This is a genomic window from Owariibacterium komagatae (genome assembly GCF_045865535.1).
In the GTDB taxonomy this organism is placed as follows: domain Bacteria; phylum Bacillota; class Clostridia; order Oscillospirales; family Ruminococcaceae; genus Ruthenibacterium; species Ruthenibacterium komagatae.
On the sequence record NZ_AP031406.1, the window covers coordinates 2,739,011 to 2,754,196 of the forward strand.

Annotated in this window: 20 protein-coding genes and 1 pseudogene; 5 read left to right on the top strand and 16 right to left on the bottom strand. The window is 52.8% G+C overall.

Going from position 1 to position 15,186, the window contains the following annotated elements; translation table 11 throughout:
* Positions 1-81 precede the first annotated feature (81 nt).
* The 9 genes and pseudogenes from ACKTS9_RS13620 to ACKTS9_RS13660 all read right to left on the bottom strand — a co-directional run bounded on the left by ACKTS9_RS13620 (position 82) and on the right by ACKTS9_RS13660 (position 7,900).
* Positions 82-924: a KilA-N domain-containing protein gene (locus tag ACKTS9_RS13620; RefSeq protein WP_087399757.1), complete on the bottom strand. Its 843-nt coding sequence runs from the start codon at positions 922-924 to the stop codon at positions 82-84.
* Complete coding sequence (locus ACKTS9_RS13625) at positions 890-1,390, bottom strand: low molecular weight protein-tyrosine-phosphatase (protein WP_407881444.1); 501 nt, start codon at positions 1,388-1,390, stop codon at positions 890-892. The genes ACKTS9_RS13620 and ACKTS9_RS13625 overlap by 35 nt, the downstream gene beginning before the upstream one ends.
* A gap of 88 nt (positions 1,391-1,478) precedes the next feature.
* Positions 1,479-1,871: pseudogene (locus tag ACKTS9_RS13630) on the bottom strand (DUF1016 N-terminal domain-containing protein); the annotation flags it as partial.
* 88 nt (positions 1,872-1,959) lie between these two features.
* A complete protein-coding gene (locus ACKTS9_RS13635; RefSeq protein WP_407881446.1) occupies positions 1,960-2,706 on the bottom strand; it encodes a metallophosphoesterase family protein in 747 nt (248 codons plus the stop codon).
* Positions 2,707-2,729: 23 nt separating this feature from the next.
* The gene (locus ACKTS9_RS13640) at positions 2,730-4,355 is read right to left on the bottom strand and encodes a recombinase family protein (protein WP_407881448.1); all 1,626 of its coding nucleotides are present in this window, start codon (positions 4,353-4,355) and stop codon (positions 2,730-2,732) included.
* Between the two features lie 6 nt (positions 4,356-4,361).
* Positions 4,362-5,105 carry a recombinase family protein gene (locus ACKTS9_RS13645; RefSeq protein ID WP_407881450.1) on the bottom strand — a complete coding sequence of 248 codons (744 nt, stop codon included), beginning with the start codon at positions 5,103-5,105 and terminating at the stop codon, positions 4,362-4,364.
* The gene (locus ACKTS9_RS13650) at positions 5,105-6,712 is read right to left on the bottom strand and encodes a recombinase family protein (RefSeq protein ID WP_407881453.1); all 1,608 of its coding nucleotides are present in this window, start codon (positions 6,710-6,712) and stop codon (positions 5,105-5,107) included. Before ACKTS9_RS13650 ends, ACKTS9_RS13645 begins: the two co-directional genes overlap by 1 nt.
* A 75-nt stretch (positions 6,713-6,787) precedes the next feature.
* A complete protein-coding gene (locus ACKTS9_RS13655; RefSeq protein WP_156417376.1) occupies positions 6,788-6,928 on the bottom strand; it encodes a hypothetical protein in 141 nt (46 codons plus the stop codon).
* A gap of 684 nt (positions 6,929-7,612) precedes the next feature.
* Positions 7,613-7,900 carry a helix-turn-helix domain-containing protein gene (locus ACKTS9_RS13660; RefSeq protein ID WP_087180264.1) on the bottom strand — a complete coding sequence of 96 codons (288 nt, stop codon included), beginning with the start codon at positions 7,898-7,900 and terminating at the stop codon, positions 7,613-7,615.
* A gap of 622 nt (positions 7,901-8,522) precedes the next feature.
* Between ACKTS9_RS13660 and ACKTS9_RS13665 the strand changes: the two genes are divergently transcribed.
* Complete coding sequence (locus tag ACKTS9_RS13665) at positions 8,523-8,753, top strand: helix-turn-helix domain-containing protein (protein WP_040648020.1); 231 nt, start codon at positions 8,523-8,525, stop codon at positions 8,751-8,753.
* A 74-nt stretch (positions 8,754-8,827) separates the two neighbouring features.
* Here ACKTS9_RS13665 and ACKTS9_RS13670 read toward each other — a convergent pair whose 3' ends face one another.
* From ACKTS9_RS13670 to ACKTS9_RS13680, 3 genes are all read right to left on the bottom strand, one after another.
* The gene (locus tag ACKTS9_RS13670) at positions 8,828-9,298 is read right to left on the bottom strand and encodes a hypothetical protein (protein ID WP_407881457.1); all 471 of its coding nucleotides are present in this window, start codon (positions 9,296-9,298) and stop codon (positions 8,828-8,830) included.
* 110 nt (positions 9,299-9,408) lie between these two features.
* On the bottom strand, positions 9,409-9,831 hold the full coding sequence (locus tag ACKTS9_RS13675) for a flavodoxin (RefSeq protein WP_006575242.1): 423 nt from the start codon (positions 9,829-9,831) through the stop codon (positions 9,409-9,411).
* 44 nt (positions 9,832-9,875) lie between these two features.
* Positions 9,876-10,427 carry a DUF3793 family protein gene (locus tag ACKTS9_RS13680; RefSeq protein WP_407880819.1) on the bottom strand — a complete coding sequence of 184 codons (552 nt, stop codon included), beginning with the start codon at positions 10,425-10,427 and terminating at the stop codon, positions 9,876-9,878.
* 264 nt (positions 10,428-10,691) lie between these two features.
* Here ACKTS9_RS13680 and ACKTS9_RS13685 point away from each other — a divergent pair, with 264 nt between their 5' ends.
* Positions 10,692-11,087, top strand: a complete 396-nt coding sequence (locus ACKTS9_RS13685) for a metal-dependent transcriptional regulator (protein ID WP_407882110.1) — start codon at positions 10,692-10,694, stop codon at positions 11,085-11,087.
* Between the two features lie 197 nt (positions 11,088-11,284).
* On the opposite strand, the gene ACKTS9_RS13690 is transcribed toward ACKTS9_RS13685, so the two are convergent.
* From ACKTS9_RS13690 to ACKTS9_RS13705, 4 genes are all read right to left on the bottom strand, one after another.
* Positions 11,285-11,428: a hypothetical protein gene (locus ACKTS9_RS13690; RefSeq protein WP_242956833.1), complete on the bottom strand. Its 144-nt coding sequence runs from the start codon at positions 11,426-11,428 to the stop codon at positions 11,285-11,287.
* A gap of 37 nt (positions 11,429-11,465) precedes the next feature.
* The gene (locus ACKTS9_RS13695; RefSeq protein ID WP_007713022.1) at positions 11,466-11,711 is read right to left on the bottom strand and encodes a heavy-metal-associated domain-containing protein; all 246 of its coding nucleotides are present in this window, start codon (positions 11,709-11,711) and stop codon (positions 11,466-11,468) included.
* Between the two features lie 6 nt (positions 11,712-11,717).
* A complete protein-coding gene (locus ACKTS9_RS13700) occupies positions 11,718-12,404 on the bottom strand; it encodes a class I SAM-dependent methyltransferase (RefSeq protein ID WP_407881460.1) in 687 nt (228 codons plus the stop codon).
* Between the two features lie 232 nt (positions 12,405-12,636).
* The gene (locus ACKTS9_RS13705; protein WP_006573024.1) at positions 12,637-12,867 is read right to left on the bottom strand and encodes a helix-turn-helix domain-containing protein; all 231 of its coding nucleotides are present in this window, start codon (positions 12,865-12,867) and stop codon (positions 12,637-12,639) included.
* A gap of 156 nt (positions 12,868-13,023) precedes the next feature.
* On the opposite strand from ACKTS9_RS13705, the gene ACKTS9_RS13710 reads away from it, so the two are divergent.
* The 3 genes from ACKTS9_RS13710 (at position 13,024) to ACKTS9_RS13720 (ending at position 15,174) form a co-directional block, all read left to right on the top strand.
* Positions 13,024-13,515, top strand: a complete 492-nt coding sequence (locus ACKTS9_RS13710) for a hypothetical protein (RefSeq protein WP_407881463.1) — start codon at positions 13,024-13,026, stop codon at positions 13,513-13,515.
* A gap of 288 nt (positions 13,516-13,803) precedes the next feature.
* Positions 13,804-14,589 (top strand): ZIP family metal transporter, encoded by a 786-nt coding sequence (locus tag ACKTS9_RS13715; RefSeq protein ID WP_407881465.1) that lies wholly within the window; start codon positions 13,804-13,806, stop codon positions 14,587-14,589.
* 69 nt (positions 14,590-14,658) lie between these two features.
* On the top strand, positions 14,659-15,174 hold the full coding sequence (locus ACKTS9_RS13720; RefSeq protein WP_407881467.1) for a hypothetical protein: 516 nt from the start codon (positions 14,659-14,661) through the stop codon (positions 15,172-15,174).
* Positions 15,175-15,186: the final 12 nt, after the last annotated feature.

The window sequence follows — 15,186 nt, forward strand, 5'->3', positions numbered from 1 at the left end:
TTGGGTCTGTTTCTGGAACATCGCAACACTATAGATGCCACGGCCTTCACCCATTCGCAAGCGTCCAGTATATTATTTTTTTTACTCCATGGGAGATGGTTCTCCGCTATGAGCCTCCAGAGCTTCGATGCGGTGATCCTGCGTCAAGATCTCCATCTGGCTGATGGCGATGGCGTTGAGTTTTGTCAGCCGCTCGGCCTGAGACATCCCCTCGTTTATGAACACCGCATTCAGGTTTTCCAGATTGGACAGGCAGACCAGCTGAGAGACATTGGCGTAGTCACGGATATTCCCTTTCAGATCGGGATGGCTGTCCCGCCACTGCTTTGCGGTCATACCAAACAGGGCCATGTTCAGAACATCAGCTTCACTGGCATACACCATGGAGACCTGCTTTGCGGAAAGCTCGGGCGGAATCAGATTTTCCTTGATGGCGTCCGTATGGATGCGGTAGTTGATCTTTGCCAGGTTTCGCTTGATGTCCCAGCCAAGTTGTTTCATCTCCTCGGTCTTGAGCCGCTCAAACTCCTTGACCAGATACAGCTTGAATTCAACAGAAATCCAGGAGGCAAACTCAAAGGCAATCTCTTTGTGTGCATAAGTGCCGCCGTATCGACCAGCTTTTGAAACGATGCCGATAGCGCCGGTTGCCTCTACCCACTTTTGGGGAGTCATCACAAAACTGTTCAGACCGGCCTGACTCCTAAACGCATCGAATTCGACACGGTTAAAAGACGGGTTGTATAGAGATTCCCAAACACCCAGGAACTCAATCGTGTTCCGGTTCCGCAGCCAGTTTTGGATAATGTAGCGAGGATTGTCGCTGTCCTTCAGCTTGGCGATGTCAGTCAAGCTGATAAAATCATCTCGCTCGGAATTCCATTGTACACTAATTTCCGCTCCTTTGACAACCAGCTTGTCCACTTGTCCGCACCTCCTTGCTGATTATTTTTTGTAGCAATCCCCGGCAACCTTCCTCCACATCCCGCCAGGTCGTGTCGAAATCGTCGGTGTACCACGGATCGGCTACCTCGCCGGGGCGGTCGGTAAAGTCCATCAGCAGGTGCATCTTGTCGGCAAAATCGCCGCCGCAGATCCGGTACATACTCCGCAGGTTGGCCCGATCCATGCCAATCAGAAGGTCGTACTTCTCGTAATCGCTGTTCAGAAGCTGCCGGGCTTGTTTGCCGGAACAGTCGATGCCATGCTCGGACAGCTTGCGGCGAGTCGGCGGATAAACCGGGTTGCCGATCTCCTCGGTGCTGGTAGCTGCCGACTCGATTTGAATGCTCTGCTCCAGACCGGCTTTCTTCACCAGATCCTTCATGATAAACTCGGCCATCGGGCTTCTGCAAATATTCCCATGGCAGAGAAAAAGTATCCTGATCATGCTCTGTACACTCCAACTCATTACTATCGCACTCAGTATAGCACTGAATCTCAGATTCGTCGAGTTGGATTTCCAGATGGGCGGCAGAATCGATTTTTCTCTGGAGTTCTGCCTTTGACCAGCCGAAACGACCAGCGGCACGAAGATACCAGCGCCGCTCCTCCGGCTCCATGTCTGCTTCCAGAATGACTACATTCTGCGTCCAACTGATCTCCATGGCCAGCTTCAGCAACTCGGGGGTGTCCTCATACATCCGATAGAACTCCCGCATCCGGCGAAGGTTGCGCGGGGAGAAGCCGGAAACATCGGGGAAACGGCTGTGCAGATATTCAGCTGCGGCCACTGCCGCGCCTTTCTCCGGCCGGGAACAGACGATGCGGCCCAGTTCGCAGCAGAGTTGCATCTGGGGCATCTCGGCGGTCAGCGCAGCGTCCAGAGCCGCAAACATGGCGGAATAATCGATGTTTTTGCGGATGTTCATAGCTTCTCCTTTCCGGCAGAACCTGCCTTATTTTGAAACAGGCCAAAGAGAAGCACAGGAGGCGCCTCCTGCGTTTCTCTTTGGCCTGTTACACCACTTGTACCATCTGCTTCCAGAGCAGGACGAAGCGGTCGTCGATAATTTTGTTGTCGTGGTAATGTCCGAACAGCCAGTAGTGGAACTTGGCCCGTTCTTTGACTTCCTCCAGGAAGCCGGTCAGCTGGTCGTGAACATATCCACCGTTTCCCAGTATGTCCACGATGCTGTTTGGGGCGCAGTGTGTGATCACATAGTCCATCTCATAGTGAATGCTTTCCAAGCTGTGCCGAGCTTCCTCATACTCGGATTTATCGGGAAGCTCTTGTTTCCACCAGGAGTGGTGGTTGACCCGGAATCGGGCGCCCATTCTGCGAAGAGCCCAGTATTGTTCTTCAAAATCAGGCGCTTTGGGATTCAGAACGCCATTCTCGATGTCGTGGCTCCTGGCACCGCCCATGGTGAAGATGGAGTATCCTTGCAGGTCAAAGACCTGCCCGCGCATCAGATGGATTACATGAGGCCGGATTCGCTGGATCGTTCCACCGTTCCATTCCTCTGTCGGGTATTTGCTCAACAGGTCGAAGTTTTCATGGTTGCCGCTGATGAACAGCGTGGTAAAGGGCAGATCCTCCAGCCAGTCCAGATTCCGCTCCTCCTTCTTGCCCCCATCCCATACGCCACCAAAATCTCCGCAGATGATCATGTAGTCTTCCTTGGTCATTCCGGCCTGCTCGGGGAAGTGTTCGGGTGCGAACCGCTGGAAGTTGCCATGGGTATCGCCGGTTGCATAGATCATTTCGGTTCACCTTCTTTTGCTTATTATATCATATCCTGCTCCACCTGAACGCTGCCGCGGAGGAAGACCGTGATTTTCTCCGCTGAGTTGACCTTGACCGTATCCACCAGCTGTCGAATGAGAGCTTCATCCCATTCGCTGATGTGGGTGGACGCCTGAGCCATCGCGGCAGCCGCATCTTCAATGCGCCGTACAGCCTGAGCGTTGCTCTGACGCTGTTCTTCGATCAGGGCTCGCTTTTCTTTCAGTACGGCAGCCTCATTCATGATAGCTCTCAGCTGGGCGGTGCAGGCGGTGGCATCCTCAGCTCGGGCGGATTCTGCCACCAGCTCACGGGTCTGGTCGTTCAGCTCGCCCAGCCGCCTTTCAATATCGGCAAGACTCATGCTCTCGCCGGGAACCGGAGCCAGCTCCATTTCCATGGCGGAGGTGATTTGTCGGATCAGCGTACTCTTTTGACTCATGACGGAGTTGATTGCGGCGAGGATTGCCTTCTGGAGCGGTTCCTCGTCCAGCGTTGGTGAGTTGTGGCAGTACTTGGTGCCGTAGTCCAACCGGCTGACACAGCGCCACACGATGCGCTTCCTGCCTTGCTTGGACCAGGTGCAGCGGCGGTACAGGGTGCCGCATTCGCCGCAGACAAGGCGCTCCGACAAGGCGTATTTGCTGGCATAGGATGTCATCCCCGTGGGGGCATTCTTTTTGGAAGGGCTTTTCCCGGCACTGCGCCGCGCCATCTCTGCCTGTACCGCATCGAAGGTTTTGCGCTCCACGATGCCCTCATGATGATTCTGGACCAGATACATGGGGAGCTGCCCCGTGTTGCGGATGACCTTGCGGCTGATGCAGTCGCTGATGTAGGTCTTCTGGAGGAGGACATCTCCGCAATACTTCTCATTGGTCAGGATGCTTCGGATCGCCGTGATCGTCCATTGGGAGCCGCCGGTCACATTGGGGATCTGCTCCGCTTCCAGCCTGTCTTTGATCATCCGAAGGCTGGCTCCGCTCAAATACTGGTCATAGATCGAACGAACCACATCTGCTTGCTCCTGGATGATTTTCGGCTTGCCGTCCTCGCCTTTTTCATAGGCGTACAGCCGGTTATACTGTATGATTGTCTTTCCCTCGCGCATGGCCTGCCGCTTGCCCCAGCGGACATTGGCGCTGATGCTCTCGCTTTCTGCCTGAGCGAAGGCTCCAAGCATGGTGATGAGGATCTCACTGTCGGCTTCCAGTGTGTTGATGTTCTCCTTTTCGAAGATGACCGCAATGCCCATTTCCCGCAGGGCCCGGATGTAATTCAGGCAGTCCACCGTATTTCTGGCGAAGCGGGAGATGGATTTGGTCAGGACGATGTCGATCTTCTTCTGCTTGCACAGCCGGATCATCTTCAGGAATTCGGGCCGCTTCCGAGCCGATGTCCCTGTGATGCCCTCGTCTGCGAAGATCCCGGCCATGGTCCACTCCCGGTTGGTCATGATCTTGTCGGTGTAGTAGTTCTGCTGCGCCTCATAGCTGGTGAGCTGCTCCTCGTCATCAGTGGATACCCGGCAGTAGGCAGCCACGCGAAGCTGGCGCTGGATCGCCTGCCGGCTTGCGACCTCCGGCTTTGCGGGTATGGTGATGACTTTGGGTGGGCTTTCTTTCATGCTGTTTCACTCCTTCCCAATTACTTGACCGTTTTTCAGCTTGATATTCAGACTTCCATCGTTATGACAATGGATGGCGGATACGGAACTTTGAAGCAGTTCTGCATCCAACGCAGTCATGGGCTGACGCCCGGAAAACACTCTGCGCAGACGAACCGTTTCGTATTCGCGGGAGTCGACGGCGCTGTACTGAGCCGCAGCGATGGACAGGATCAACGCCTTTGCGGCATCCTCGTCGATTGGCTGACATTCCATCACCCTGTCCAGTTCACGCTGCAGGTTCAGTTCAGTGGATTGATCAGGCGGCGCTGTTGCCGGAAGCCGGAGCTGTTCCGGCGATACGATCAGGCTGTTGAGCAGATTCAGCACCTGCCGCTCCATGCGCGCTGTCGATGGCCGCCCGCTGAAGTGGCGGAGGAGCTTCTGCGTGTCCGTTTTGGGAGCTGCCGTCTGTTTTGCGCTTCGCTTTTCCAGTGCTTTCTCCAGGGCTTCTCGATCAATGACCGGCGGATAGCCGCGCTCTCCCGTATAGCGGCTGTCTTCCAGAATTCGAGCAATCATGTTTTTGTTCCATAGCTTTCCCTCGTCATAGGGAATTGACTGTTCTCGAAGCTCCTCTACCAAGGTGTTGTAGGTAGCACCCACAAGGTATTGTTGGAAGATGTACTCTACCAGCTTTGATTCCTGCGGATGGAGGGCAATTTCGCCCATAACCACTCTGTAGCCAAACGGCTGCTTCCGATTGCCCATCAGCGCACCGTCCTTTCTATGGTTTCGGCCAGCTCCAGCCCGTTTTTCAGGCGGAAGCGGATTCGCTCATTGCTTTCTACGATGATCGTTTCAACGAGCTCACCGAACAGCTCTGCGTCAAAGCTGTCAAGGAAGTCCGGGCCATCATCCAAGATTTCCATCAGCTCTCTTGTTTGGGCGATGGTGTTGTCGCCATCGACGGCCAGAAGACGCTCCTTTTTCAGCTTTACAGCGCGGAGCTGCTCGGTCAACTCATTGCTCTGGGATATAAAAATGTCAGGATCAATGAGGCCCTGTTGTTTCAGCGTGGCCAACATTTGATTCTGACTGGTAAGATCGGATATTTGCTTGTTGAGTTCAATGACATCCAGGCTCCAGAGCATCCGGCGGTTGCGGATGGCTTGGAGCGAGGTGATCATTCCCATGAGGATTGGTTCGCCATGGTGCTTGAGCTTATAGTATAGGCGGATGAAAGCATTTGTTATTTCATCTTCTGCAATTGGTGTAATGCCGCATTTGAGGCCATGTCTCTTTTTATCGTGTCCTATGCATACCCAGTATGTGATGCCGCGCACAACCTTGCGACGAAATAGTGACTGGCAGTCGCCGCATACTATCTTTTTCCGAAACGCATACGGACTGTTTTTCGTTAATGTAATCTTCTGAGCACGAGATTTCATCAAAGCATTTGCTTTCTCAAAATCTTCTTTTGGTACGATTCCTTCGTGTGTCCCGTATGCGTAGTAAGAAACTTTCTGTCCTCGGTTCAGCCGGCATTTATATGGAAGCGTATCTGTTGAGAAGTATTTTTGCCACACAGAGTCGCCAATGTACTTTTCATTCGAGATAATATATCGAATAGCAGTTGAATCCCAAGCGACTTCACCAGATTTACACGGGATGCCTTCTTCTCGCAGGTCAGACGCTATCCGCTCTGTACTTTTGCCGGAAAGATACTCTTTGAATATCCGTTGTACGATAACAGCTTGTTCCTCCACAATGCGTATGGAATGATCCTGTAGAGTATATCCGTATGGCAAGTTTGCGGGTATATATGTTCCGGCCTGCATTCGTTTTTGAATGCCCCACCTCATATTGCCAGAGATGGATTCGCTCTCGGCCTGGGCGAAGGATGCGAAGAGCGCAGTCATCATTTCGCCGGACATCGTCGCAGTGTCAATGTTCTCTTTCTCGAAGTAGACGCCGACACCGAGTGATTTCAGCTCTCTGATGGTTTCCAGGCATTCCTTGGTATTGCGGGCAAAGCGGGAGATGGATTTTACCAGCACCCTGTCGATCAGCCCTCTGCGGCAATCTGCCAGGAGCCGCTGGAAGTCCTCACGCTTTTCAGCCGATGTCCCAGTGATACCCTCATCTGCGTATATGTCTACCATTCTCCAGTTTTCCTTGCTGGAGATCAGGTCGCTGTAGTGACGGTTCTGGGCGGCGAAGGAGTTAAGTTGGTCATCAGAGGCGGAGCTGACACGGGCGTATGCCGCAACCCGCAATTTGGCGTTTTGGGGCTTTTCGGTTGCCTCGATGGTGATGACCCGGTATTGCTTTTCCCGAAGCGCCATGCTGCCGTCGGTCATCAGCTTTTCCGCCATGTCAGTTCACCTCCTTTTTTGCAACACAAACAATACCACAACACCTTTGAAATAGCTATTGAAAAGAGTGCGATTTCAGAAAGAAAGGATAATGTCCGCACCGGTCTGTGCGGCAATTCTGGCCAAAATTTTGCGGGCCTCTCTTTCTGTGGTTTTCTTCTGCTCTATCAGCGTGCGGAGCAGTTGGGCAATGCCGCACAAATCGATATTTGTCATCTCGTTTCCTCGCTTTCGTGGATTTGTTTTTGATAACAGAAATATGGGACCCGATCAGGGAGTTTGAGGAGAAAAGGAAGAGGAGTGTAGAGGGGGAATGATGAAGAACTCAGAGAAACGGAGGTTGAGAAGAAGAGGATGTACTGTGATCAGATCCCATATTTCTGCTATCAAAAGAAAAACAGAGGGCCGCTCCCAAAGGTCAGGTGAGCGGTTGCAGGCTCCGAGTCTGGAGCGGCCCTTTGTTTCTTGATGCTGCTTAGTCGCCTGTATTCGACACTACTTCCCCAGGCAGGGCGGCAACTTGAACTGCGCTGGCGCACATCATGGGACTCTCCCCCCTCCGAGGATCTCTCCGAGCTGCGTAAGCAGAAGTATCATTGTAGGCTGACGGGGTCATGGCGGGGACAGCTTGCCAAGGCTGCCTTGGCCTGAGTGGGTATCGCTCTGCACCTTATTTGGCCGTCCTTTGATGCGGATCTGCTCCGCACAGGTGGTCTTCGCGCACTCGGCCTGACGCTCTCCCGATCAGCTAAGGTATTCAAGTTGCCGGATATGACCGCCTGGGGCGGTGTTTTTCAAGGTTCGCTCTGAGATGTTTTGATCTCACGAAGATTGTAACTCCGTGCGTATACTTCCAACAGAAACAGAATGGAAAGTTTACCAACCCAAAATGGAAAGTTTTTAGAGAGATGCCTCCAATTCGGACAGTAGAGAGATGGCCATCCGCAGTCCGCGCTTCTGTTCCTCCGCAAAATCTCCTTTTCCCACCAAGAGATAATCCAGAGAAACCTCAAAGAATGCTGCAAATTCTACGGCCAGCTCGACTGGGCCAGTTTGCTTTCCAGTTTCGATTTTTGCGATGTATGGAGTGCTGACATTCATCTTCTCTGCCAACTGCTCCTGTGTGAGCCCACGCTTTTTTCGCAAGCTCCTGATCCTTGAACCATAGTCCTCTCTATTAAAGTACATGGTGATTTACTCCGTCTTCTGAAATTTGGATGCGAACCAAATTTCGGAGCGGTGGGTCGCGGCAATGGAGCGACCGGACATACCGGACGCTGAGCAGAGGCCGCCATTTTTCGACAAACAAAAAATGCACCCACCGTGCGGTGAGTGCATACGAAGAGAAATATCTGCCGAGCTTTAGCGGTATATAGTGAGTAAGGACAAATGGTGTCGAATAAAAAAGAACCGCAACCCCTTGGAGGATTGCGGTATGTAATGTTACTCTTTTTTCCCTGACCCCCGGCGGGTGTTCATTGCTCCCTATACGCTTTCCTGCCATATTCTCCCCTTGCGGGGATAACAGACAAAAAGTGCGTTTCCCCTCACCGTTTCGATGGGGGTATTATAATAGGGAATTTTTAGGGGTTTCTTAGAAATCGCTTAGGTCTTAGGCAGTTTTGCTGAAATTTGAAGATTATCCGCTTTTTGTATTATTATATATTCATATTGGCTAAAAAGAACCAGTCAAAACTGTGCATTCTATATGTGCAATTAGTCTGACAAGATTTTCTACATCTTATTTTTCTATTCTACCAAGGGTACACTAAACTTGTCAACATATTTCTTGTGGTCGGAGGGTTGGCAAGTGGAATATGGAACTATTCGGATTAAGCTGGACGAGCTGTTGAAGGCATCCGGTCTTAGCAAGAACATGCTGAGCCATCGGGCTGAGATGCAGCGGACGCAGATCAATAATTATTGTAAAAACCAAATTACTCGTTTAGATATAGATGTCCTCGCAAGGCTTTGTACGGTGTTGAATTGTGAGATCGGCGATCTATTAGAATTTATACCACCAGAAAAGATAGAAAAATGAGGCTCGAAAGAGGAATGTACTTTTCTCCCTAACCCTTTGTGTTCTTAATACTCTGCCTATTAATGGATTATTATTTATGGGCGTAATAGCAGCTTTAAAAGAATGGCTGTGGCGGAACTAAGACCACCACAGCCATTCTTTATACTTGCCGTCATTTTCTCCTTGACGATGCTGGTGTTCAACCTCATCCCCAGGGTGGCGCAGACCGTCACAAGGCTTTCTTTTGCTGCTTTGGCGTCTACGGCGATCAAAACGCCGCCCAGGTTTCCGCTGTACTGACACGAGCGGAGAGCGGAGCTGTCGGAGAGGAGGAAGATCCCCGGCGCCTCCACCATGCAGGAAGTACCCTGTAACGCTCGGACAGTAAGGCGGCCGGTCAGACAGAAAAGCACCTCAAACTGGAGCGGTGTGCCGCACACCGCAATGGGCCGCAAGGGTTCCTGCTCCGGCTCTGGCAAGGAAAAGCGGCAGATCTCCACCCCCGGCATACCGTGGCTCCAGCGGCCTGTGCCGGAGTCCTGGCTCAATAAATATTCTTTCAGCATGATTTCTCACGACCTGTTTCTCTGGGTTCGGAATTGGTTTTACCTATGCTGACCGGGGAACCAGAGAGAAGGCAGGAGACAAACGCCTCCTGCCTTCTGCGGTGCTTTTGTCAGGCCAGTGACGCGCCCAGCTCGCGGCAGGCCGCCAGAGCGTCATCGTCCGGAGCCTCGTTGCAGATCACGCTTTCGCAGGCCAGATTGGCGCCGTCGTCGTTGCAGCGGGACTCCCAGCTGCGCATCCATTCGCCGTCGCCCCAGCCGTAGGAGCCAAACAGAGCGATGTTCTTCCCGCTCAGCCTGCCCTCACAGGCGGTGAACATGGGCTCGAACTCGCTCTCCTCCAGCTGCTCCGACCCCATGGAGGGGCAGCCAAAGGCGATGGCGGAATACTCGCCGACCTGCTCCGGCGAGAACTCTGCGGCGGTAATCACAGACACCTCAGCGCCTTTGCCCTTGGCGCCTTCGGCCACCGCCATTGCCATGGCCTCGGTGTTTCCCGTGCCGCTCCAATACACAACTGCAACTTTACTCATAAGACTCAACGACCTTTCTTTCTGGATTTGTTATGGTAGAAACATCAACCAGCCACGGTGAGCTGCTCGATGGATTTCCCTTGCTGCCACTGCCGGGAGTAGATTTTGCTGCACATCTCGTATTTTTCAAAGATGCTCCTGGCGGCCTGTTCGTCGCCGTAGACCTTCCAGCAGCCCACGCACTTGTGATTGCACGCCCGATTGCAGATAAAGCCCAGCACATCCTCCGGCGGATAGCTCAAAAACAGTCCGATCTCATGGGGAAATTCCCCCTCGCTCCGAAGCCGGTGGATCAGGTGAACCACACAGCCATTGGGGTTTTCCGGCACATAGCCGTATTTGAGAAGCAAGGCTCTGGCGCGGTGATCGGTCAGATCGCTCTCCAGCGCATTGGGCCGGTAGGCGTAAATCAAAGCGCGGCCTTTGCAAACCCGGAGCGGCAGAATACGGATTCCTCTGGGAACCAGTTTCTTGTTCAGCCGGCACAAGTCTCGCGTCAGATCCTTCCGGCTGGGGCAGGCGCAGGAAAAGAGGTTTCCCGTCTTGATCCCGGCCAGGGTGGGAGAGCAGTGACGAATCAGCAGATCCTCTGACATAGGCGTTTTCCTCACAAAATCATGTCCAGATGCGGACAGTGCGGTGAAATATGGAATACTGACAATTTAAGGAGGTTAGCGATAGCTAACCAGTGCGTCGAAAATATAGCTGCCGCCTTTTGGTTAGCGGTAGCTAACTAATGCAATTATATATAGGACCCTTTCGCTTGTCAAGAGGATGTATGGATTTTGCTGACAGAAAAAATGGCGCTTGTCGGACGCCTGTGTTATAATAAGCAAAACGCCCGTTTTTTGGAGGTTCCTATGGCGATTCACGAGTCTGGCCAGATGTATCTGGAAACCATCTATATTCTTTCACAGAACAGCGCCTTCGTTCGAGCTATCGATGTGGGAGCGCAGTTGGGCTTTACCAAGCCCAGCGTCAGCAGAGCCATGTCCATTCTGAAAAAGGACGGATATGTGAATGTGGATGCTGACGGTGCGATCACCCTGACGGAGACCGGGCTTGCCATTGCTAAGACGATGTACACCCGCCACACGGTGTTGAGCCAGATGCTGATGGAATTAGGCGTGGACGAAGAGACTGCGACCGAAGATGCCTGCCGGATCGAGCATGTGATCAGCGAAAAATCCTTCGCGGCGGTACAGGCGCATTTGGAACAGGTAACGAAAATGCGGGAAGATGCGCACGGGCAATGAGCCTATGCATATTTGGCGGACTTTGCTATCGAGCGGCAACGCGATAAGTGAATACCTGCCATTTGGCACGGAATATCAAATGCGGTGGAGCCTGGATATGGCCTCCACCGCATTTTATGTGATCTGCGCTTTTAAATCAGGAGCGACCTGCTGTGTAAGTTCACCGCCAAGCGTACCTGCTCCATAGCTCCAAACGCTTACGGCAGCTCATCCTTATGTGTCTGCTGGCTTTTCAAAACCTTTCGGGCGGCTTTTTTGATATTATGGCACACGCCAAGAATAGCGATGCAAAACAGCAGAGCCGCTAATCCATATCCAAACGACTGCATTGCCGTGTTCATATTCACGCCTCTTTTCTGACCGCTGCCGCCAATGAACTCAACCGAATAGTCCTCTTTTTTTGTACGGCTCCTTCTGGATCGTGCCGACCTCATACCCTGTGCTGCGAATAGCATTCATAAGAGCCTCCGTGTCCAGCTCTGTTTCAGAGAGGATTACAGTCTGGTTTTTGCTGCGGGAGGAGTTTACCTTTTTGACCGGGCAGGCTTTGCGTACGGCGTCATTGACATGAGCCTCGCACATCCCGCACATCATTCCGTTGACTTCCACTGTGTACTTCCACATGTTCTCTCACTCCTTCTTGACTTTTGGATCATCGAGCTGCGCGGACCGGACGGTGGTCTGCCGTGCCGCAGTCCGTTCATCCGGGATCTTCCTGGCTATCAGACAGCACAGCGGCACCAACGAACTTCCGAGAAGCTGATGGCGAACGATGGAATAGCCGCACTCGGACAGGTATGCCATCAGCTCCCCGGCAGTCCAGACATGGTACACCCGAAAGCCGGACAGCCCCATGAACCAGAGCCGGAGTCTGGCGCTTCGACTTTTGCCCCAGACAAAGGTTGGGGCGAACAGCCATCCCCCCGGTTTCAGAACCCGCCAGGCTTCCGCCAGAGCTTTTTCCGGGTGAGGCATGACATGGAGGGCGTTGGAGATCACGACCGCATCGAAGCTCTCCGGCCCGTAGGGCAGCTTGGTGGCGTCCTGGACGGAGAAATGGAGCCGGGACGAATAAACCTGCTTTTTGGCCTGATGGATCATTTCAGCTGAAAAGTCGGTTGCCTCCCAGCTCCGGACACATGGAGACAGCGGCACGGACAGCTGGCCTGTTCCGCAGGCCAACTCCAGCACGTCCATGTCCCGTTTCAGAAAAGGACGCATTGCTTTGCAGATCTGCTGATAGGTTGCCTGAGAGCGGCGCATGAAACCGGAGTAATGCCGTGAAAACCGCTCCCAAAACTGCTTGTTGTCATCCATGGCAGAAGAGTCACCTCGACATAGGTTAGCTAACGCTAACCAAATCATACTCTTTATCATGGGAAATTGCAAGATGTTATGACCATGACTTTTTGCCGATAGGCTGCAAACATGCACAGCACGAGGCTATTTTGCGCTTCATGAATCTTTTGAATCTTTTCTTTCGCAGCAATAAGGCACCGCCACCGGATGTGTTTCGGTGGCGGCTCTCCTGTTCTTTTTCCGTTGTTGCTCAGTCGTCCTCCAACAGCTTGGAGGGCGGGATTTTCAGTACTTGGGCGATCTTAAACAAGGTTTCCAAGGATACACCTCGAATTGTACCCGTCCCTTCCACCTGACCGACGAAATTGACGCTTTTCCCGATTCTTTCAGCAAGAACCTCCTGTGTCAATCCCGCCTTTTTTCTGTAATAGGCGATTTTTAAGCCCAGAGTGATATATCGTTCCGGAAACTCTGTCTGCATCACTTCACCTCCCGACATTATGCTACCAACAGAACAGGTAAAATATAATTGAAACTAATTAGAGGATTATTTACTTCGAGTAAATGTTTATATATAATAAGGGGTGAAACATTTACTTAAGGGAGCTGTTGGTCAGAAAATGCCAACGAGAACGACATGGATTTATTTACCGTCAGTTTCTTTGGACATCGGATCGTTCCGGAATTTCGGGAAGCGGAAGAGCGTGTGGAGTCGTTGATCCACACATTGCTTTTGGAAAAGGAATATGTGGAGTTTCTGGTTGGCCGTAATGGAGACTTTGATCAGATTGTTTCCTCTGCCGTCAAGCGCCAACAGCGCTGTGTGCGGGACGATAACAGCGCCCTGATTTGGGTGCTTCCCTATCCGACGGCAGAACTGCGGGACAATCTGGAGAGCTTTGAAGCATATTATGATGAAATCGAACTGTGCAGCGCCGCCGCTGGTAGCCATCCGAAGGGTGCAATTCAGATCCGCAACAGGCAGATGGTGGATCGAAGCGACCTTGTGGTATTTTATGTGGATCGTTCCAGCGGCGGAGCATATCAAACACTGCGCTACGCCCAGAGAAAGGACAAAGAGATTCTGAATCTTGCATATTTTCGGGATCTCAAAAGAGCGTCCACCTGATTCCTATGTGGGATGTTTCATTGCAGCTGTGAGGGAAATTTATCGACCAGATGGGAAATGACTTGACGGGTTAGCGATAGCTAACTATAATCAATCATAGGACGCTACGCCTTTTGCTGAGGATCTATGGAGAAATACAAGATTGAGAAAAACTCCGTGCCGGAGATTCTTATACGGTTCTTGGTTGCGTCCGTCAGCTGCTGGCGAAGCTGGCCGACGGACCGATGCACCTGCAAATCGTCCGGATCGACTTTGCGGAATACAGTCACGGTTAGATTGGAGGAGAATATGCCGATTGAACTATGGCAAGGGCTGCTGATCCCTTTTGCCGGGACGACGCTGGGGGCGGCCTGCGCCTTTTTTATGCGGAACAATTTGGGTGAGATGGTACAGCGTGCGCTCACCGGCTTTGCGGCAGGAGTCATGGTGGCGGCTTCCATCTGGAGCCTGCTGCTGCCCGCAATGGAGCAGGCAGCGGACATGGGGCGGTGGTCCTTTGTCCCCGCCGTTGCGGGGTTCTGGCTCGGCATCCTGTTCCTGCTGGGCCTGGATCGGCTGATTCCGCATCTGCACCGCGGCAACGCGGAGGCCGAGGGCATCAAAAGCAGTCTTGGAAAGACGACCATGCTGACCTTGGCTGTGGCGCTGCACAATATTCCGGAAGGAATGGCGGTCGGGGCGGTCTATGCCGGGTGGCTCTACGGAGACAGCGGTATCACGCTGGCGGGGGCGCTGGCTCTTTCTCTGGGGATTGCCATTCAGAACTTCCCGGAGGGCGCGATCATTTCCATGCCCCTGAAAGCGGAGGGGTTCTCCAAATACCGCTCCTTCCTGTATGGGACGCTGTCTGGCGCAGTGGAGCCAGTAGGCGCCATCCTGACCATCCTGCTGGCTGGAATTTTAGTCCCGGTGCTGCCCTACGCCCTGAGTTTTGCCGCCGGAGCGATGGTCTATGTGGTGGTGGAGGAATTGATCCCGGAGATGTCTGTGGGAAAGCACTCTAATGTGGGAACTATTCTGTTCGCGGTCGGCTTTACCCTCATGATGACACTGGATGTGGCACTGGGGGCTTGAGTACGATGATACCTAACCGAAATTTTCCCCGCCTGGAATACGAATAAATGATAGTGATGGGGGATGTGTATGAACTGGACGCGCACCATCTTAGACGGGCTTGCTATGGCGGTCTACTTTAACCTGTTCGCTGGGTTTGTAGCACTCTATCGACCCCGGCTGATGTTCCCCTGTTATCCGCCTGCCATCATCAAGGCGGCGAAAGATCCGCCCACCGGGGCGGAAAACCGTTTTTACTGGCTATGGATCTGCTTTGGAGAGCTGCTGCCTCTCCTTCTTTATGGTGCGGTCAGCACTGTGGAGGGCGGGACAACCGGATTCTGGGCTCTGGCTCTGACGGCCTATATCCAGTGGATGATGGTCAATTTCTGTGACCTGTTCTTTCTGGATTTCTGGCTGATCCAGGGAAAAGCGAAAGCCTGGTTTGTCATCCCCGGTACGGAGGGGCATCCCGGCTATGGGTTCAAGGCATGGATGAAGAGCTACGCTCTGCCGGAGCACCTGCTCCAGTGGCCGCTCATCCTTTGCCCAATCCTGGCGGCGGCTCAGGCGGGGCTGGGCCTGCTGTTGCAAAAAATAGGATGAACAGGAGATGTT

Excerpts from the sequence above, each read along its gene's own strand:
- ACKTS9_RS13625 (WP_407881444.1), bottom strand. The coding sequence starts at position 1,390 with ATGATCAGGATACTTTTTCTCTGCCATGGGAATATTTGCAGAAGCCCG.
- ACKTS9_RS13635 (WP_407881446.1), bottom strand. The coding sequence starts at position 2,706 with ATGATCTATGCAACCGGCGATACCCATGGCAACTTCCAGCGGTTCGCA.
- ACKTS9_RS13640 (WP_407881448.1), bottom strand. The coding sequence starts at position 4,355 with ATGAAAGAAAGCCCACCCAAAGTCATCACCATACCCGCAAAGCCGGAG.
- ACKTS9_RS13645 (WP_407881450.1), bottom strand. The coding sequence starts at position 5,105 with ATGGGCAATCGGAAGCAGCCGTTTGGCTACAGAGTGGTTATGGGCGAA.
- ACKTS9_RS13650 (WP_407881453.1), bottom strand. The coding sequence starts at position 6,712 with ATGGCGGAAAAGCTGATGACCGACGGCAGCATGGCGCTTCGGGAAAAG.
- ACKTS9_RS13655 (WP_156417376.1), bottom strand. The coding sequence starts at position 6,928 with ATGACAAATATCGATTTGTGCGGCATTGCCCAACTGCTCCGCACGCTG.
- ACKTS9_RS13660 (WP_087180264.1), bottom strand. The coding sequence starts at position 7,900 with ATGTACTTTAATAGAGAGGACTATGGTTCAAGGATCAGGAGCTTGCGA.
- ACKTS9_RS13670 (WP_407881457.1), bottom strand. The coding sequence starts at position 9,298 with ATGCTGAAAGAATATTTATTGAGCCAGGACTCCGGCACAGGCCGCTGG.
- ACKTS9_RS13675 (WP_006575242.1), bottom strand. The coding sequence starts at position 9,831 with ATGAGTAAAGTTGCAGTTGTGTATTGGAGCGGCACGGGAAACACCGAG.
- ACKTS9_RS13680 (WP_407880819.1), bottom strand. The coding sequence starts at position 10,427 with ATGTCAGAGGATCTGCTGATTCGTCACTGCTCTCCCACCCTGGCCGGG.
- ACKTS9_RS13685 (WP_407882110.1), top strand. The coding sequence starts at position 10,692 with ATGGCGATTCACGAGTCTGGCCAGATGTATCTGGAAACCATCTATATT.
- ACKTS9_RS13690 (WP_242956833.1), bottom strand. The coding sequence starts at position 11,428 with ATGAACACGGCAATGCAGTCGTTTGGATATGGATTAGCGGCTCTGCTG.
- ACKTS9_RS13695 (WP_007713022.1), bottom strand. The coding sequence starts at position 11,711 with ATGTGGAAGTACACAGTGGAAGTCAACGGAATGATGTGCGGGATGTGC.
- ACKTS9_RS13700 (WP_407881460.1), bottom strand. The coding sequence starts at position 12,404 with ATGGATGACAACAAGCAGTTTTGGGAGCGGTTTTCACGGCATTACTCC.
- ACKTS9_RS13705 (WP_006573024.1), bottom strand. The coding sequence starts at position 12,867 with ATGCAGACAGAGTTTCCGGAACGATATATCACTCTGGGCTTAAAAATC.
- ACKTS9_RS13710 (WP_407881463.1), top strand. The coding sequence starts at position 13,024 with ATGGATTTATTTACCGTCAGTTTCTTTGGACATCGGATCGTTCCGGAA.
- ACKTS9_RS13715 (WP_407881465.1), top strand. The coding sequence starts at position 13,804 with ATGCCGATTGAACTATGGCAAGGGCTGCTGATCCCTTTTGCCGGGACG.
- ACKTS9_RS13720 (WP_407881467.1), top strand. The coding sequence starts at position 14,659 with ATGAACTGGACGCGCACCATCTTAGACGGGCTTGCTATGGCGGTCTAC.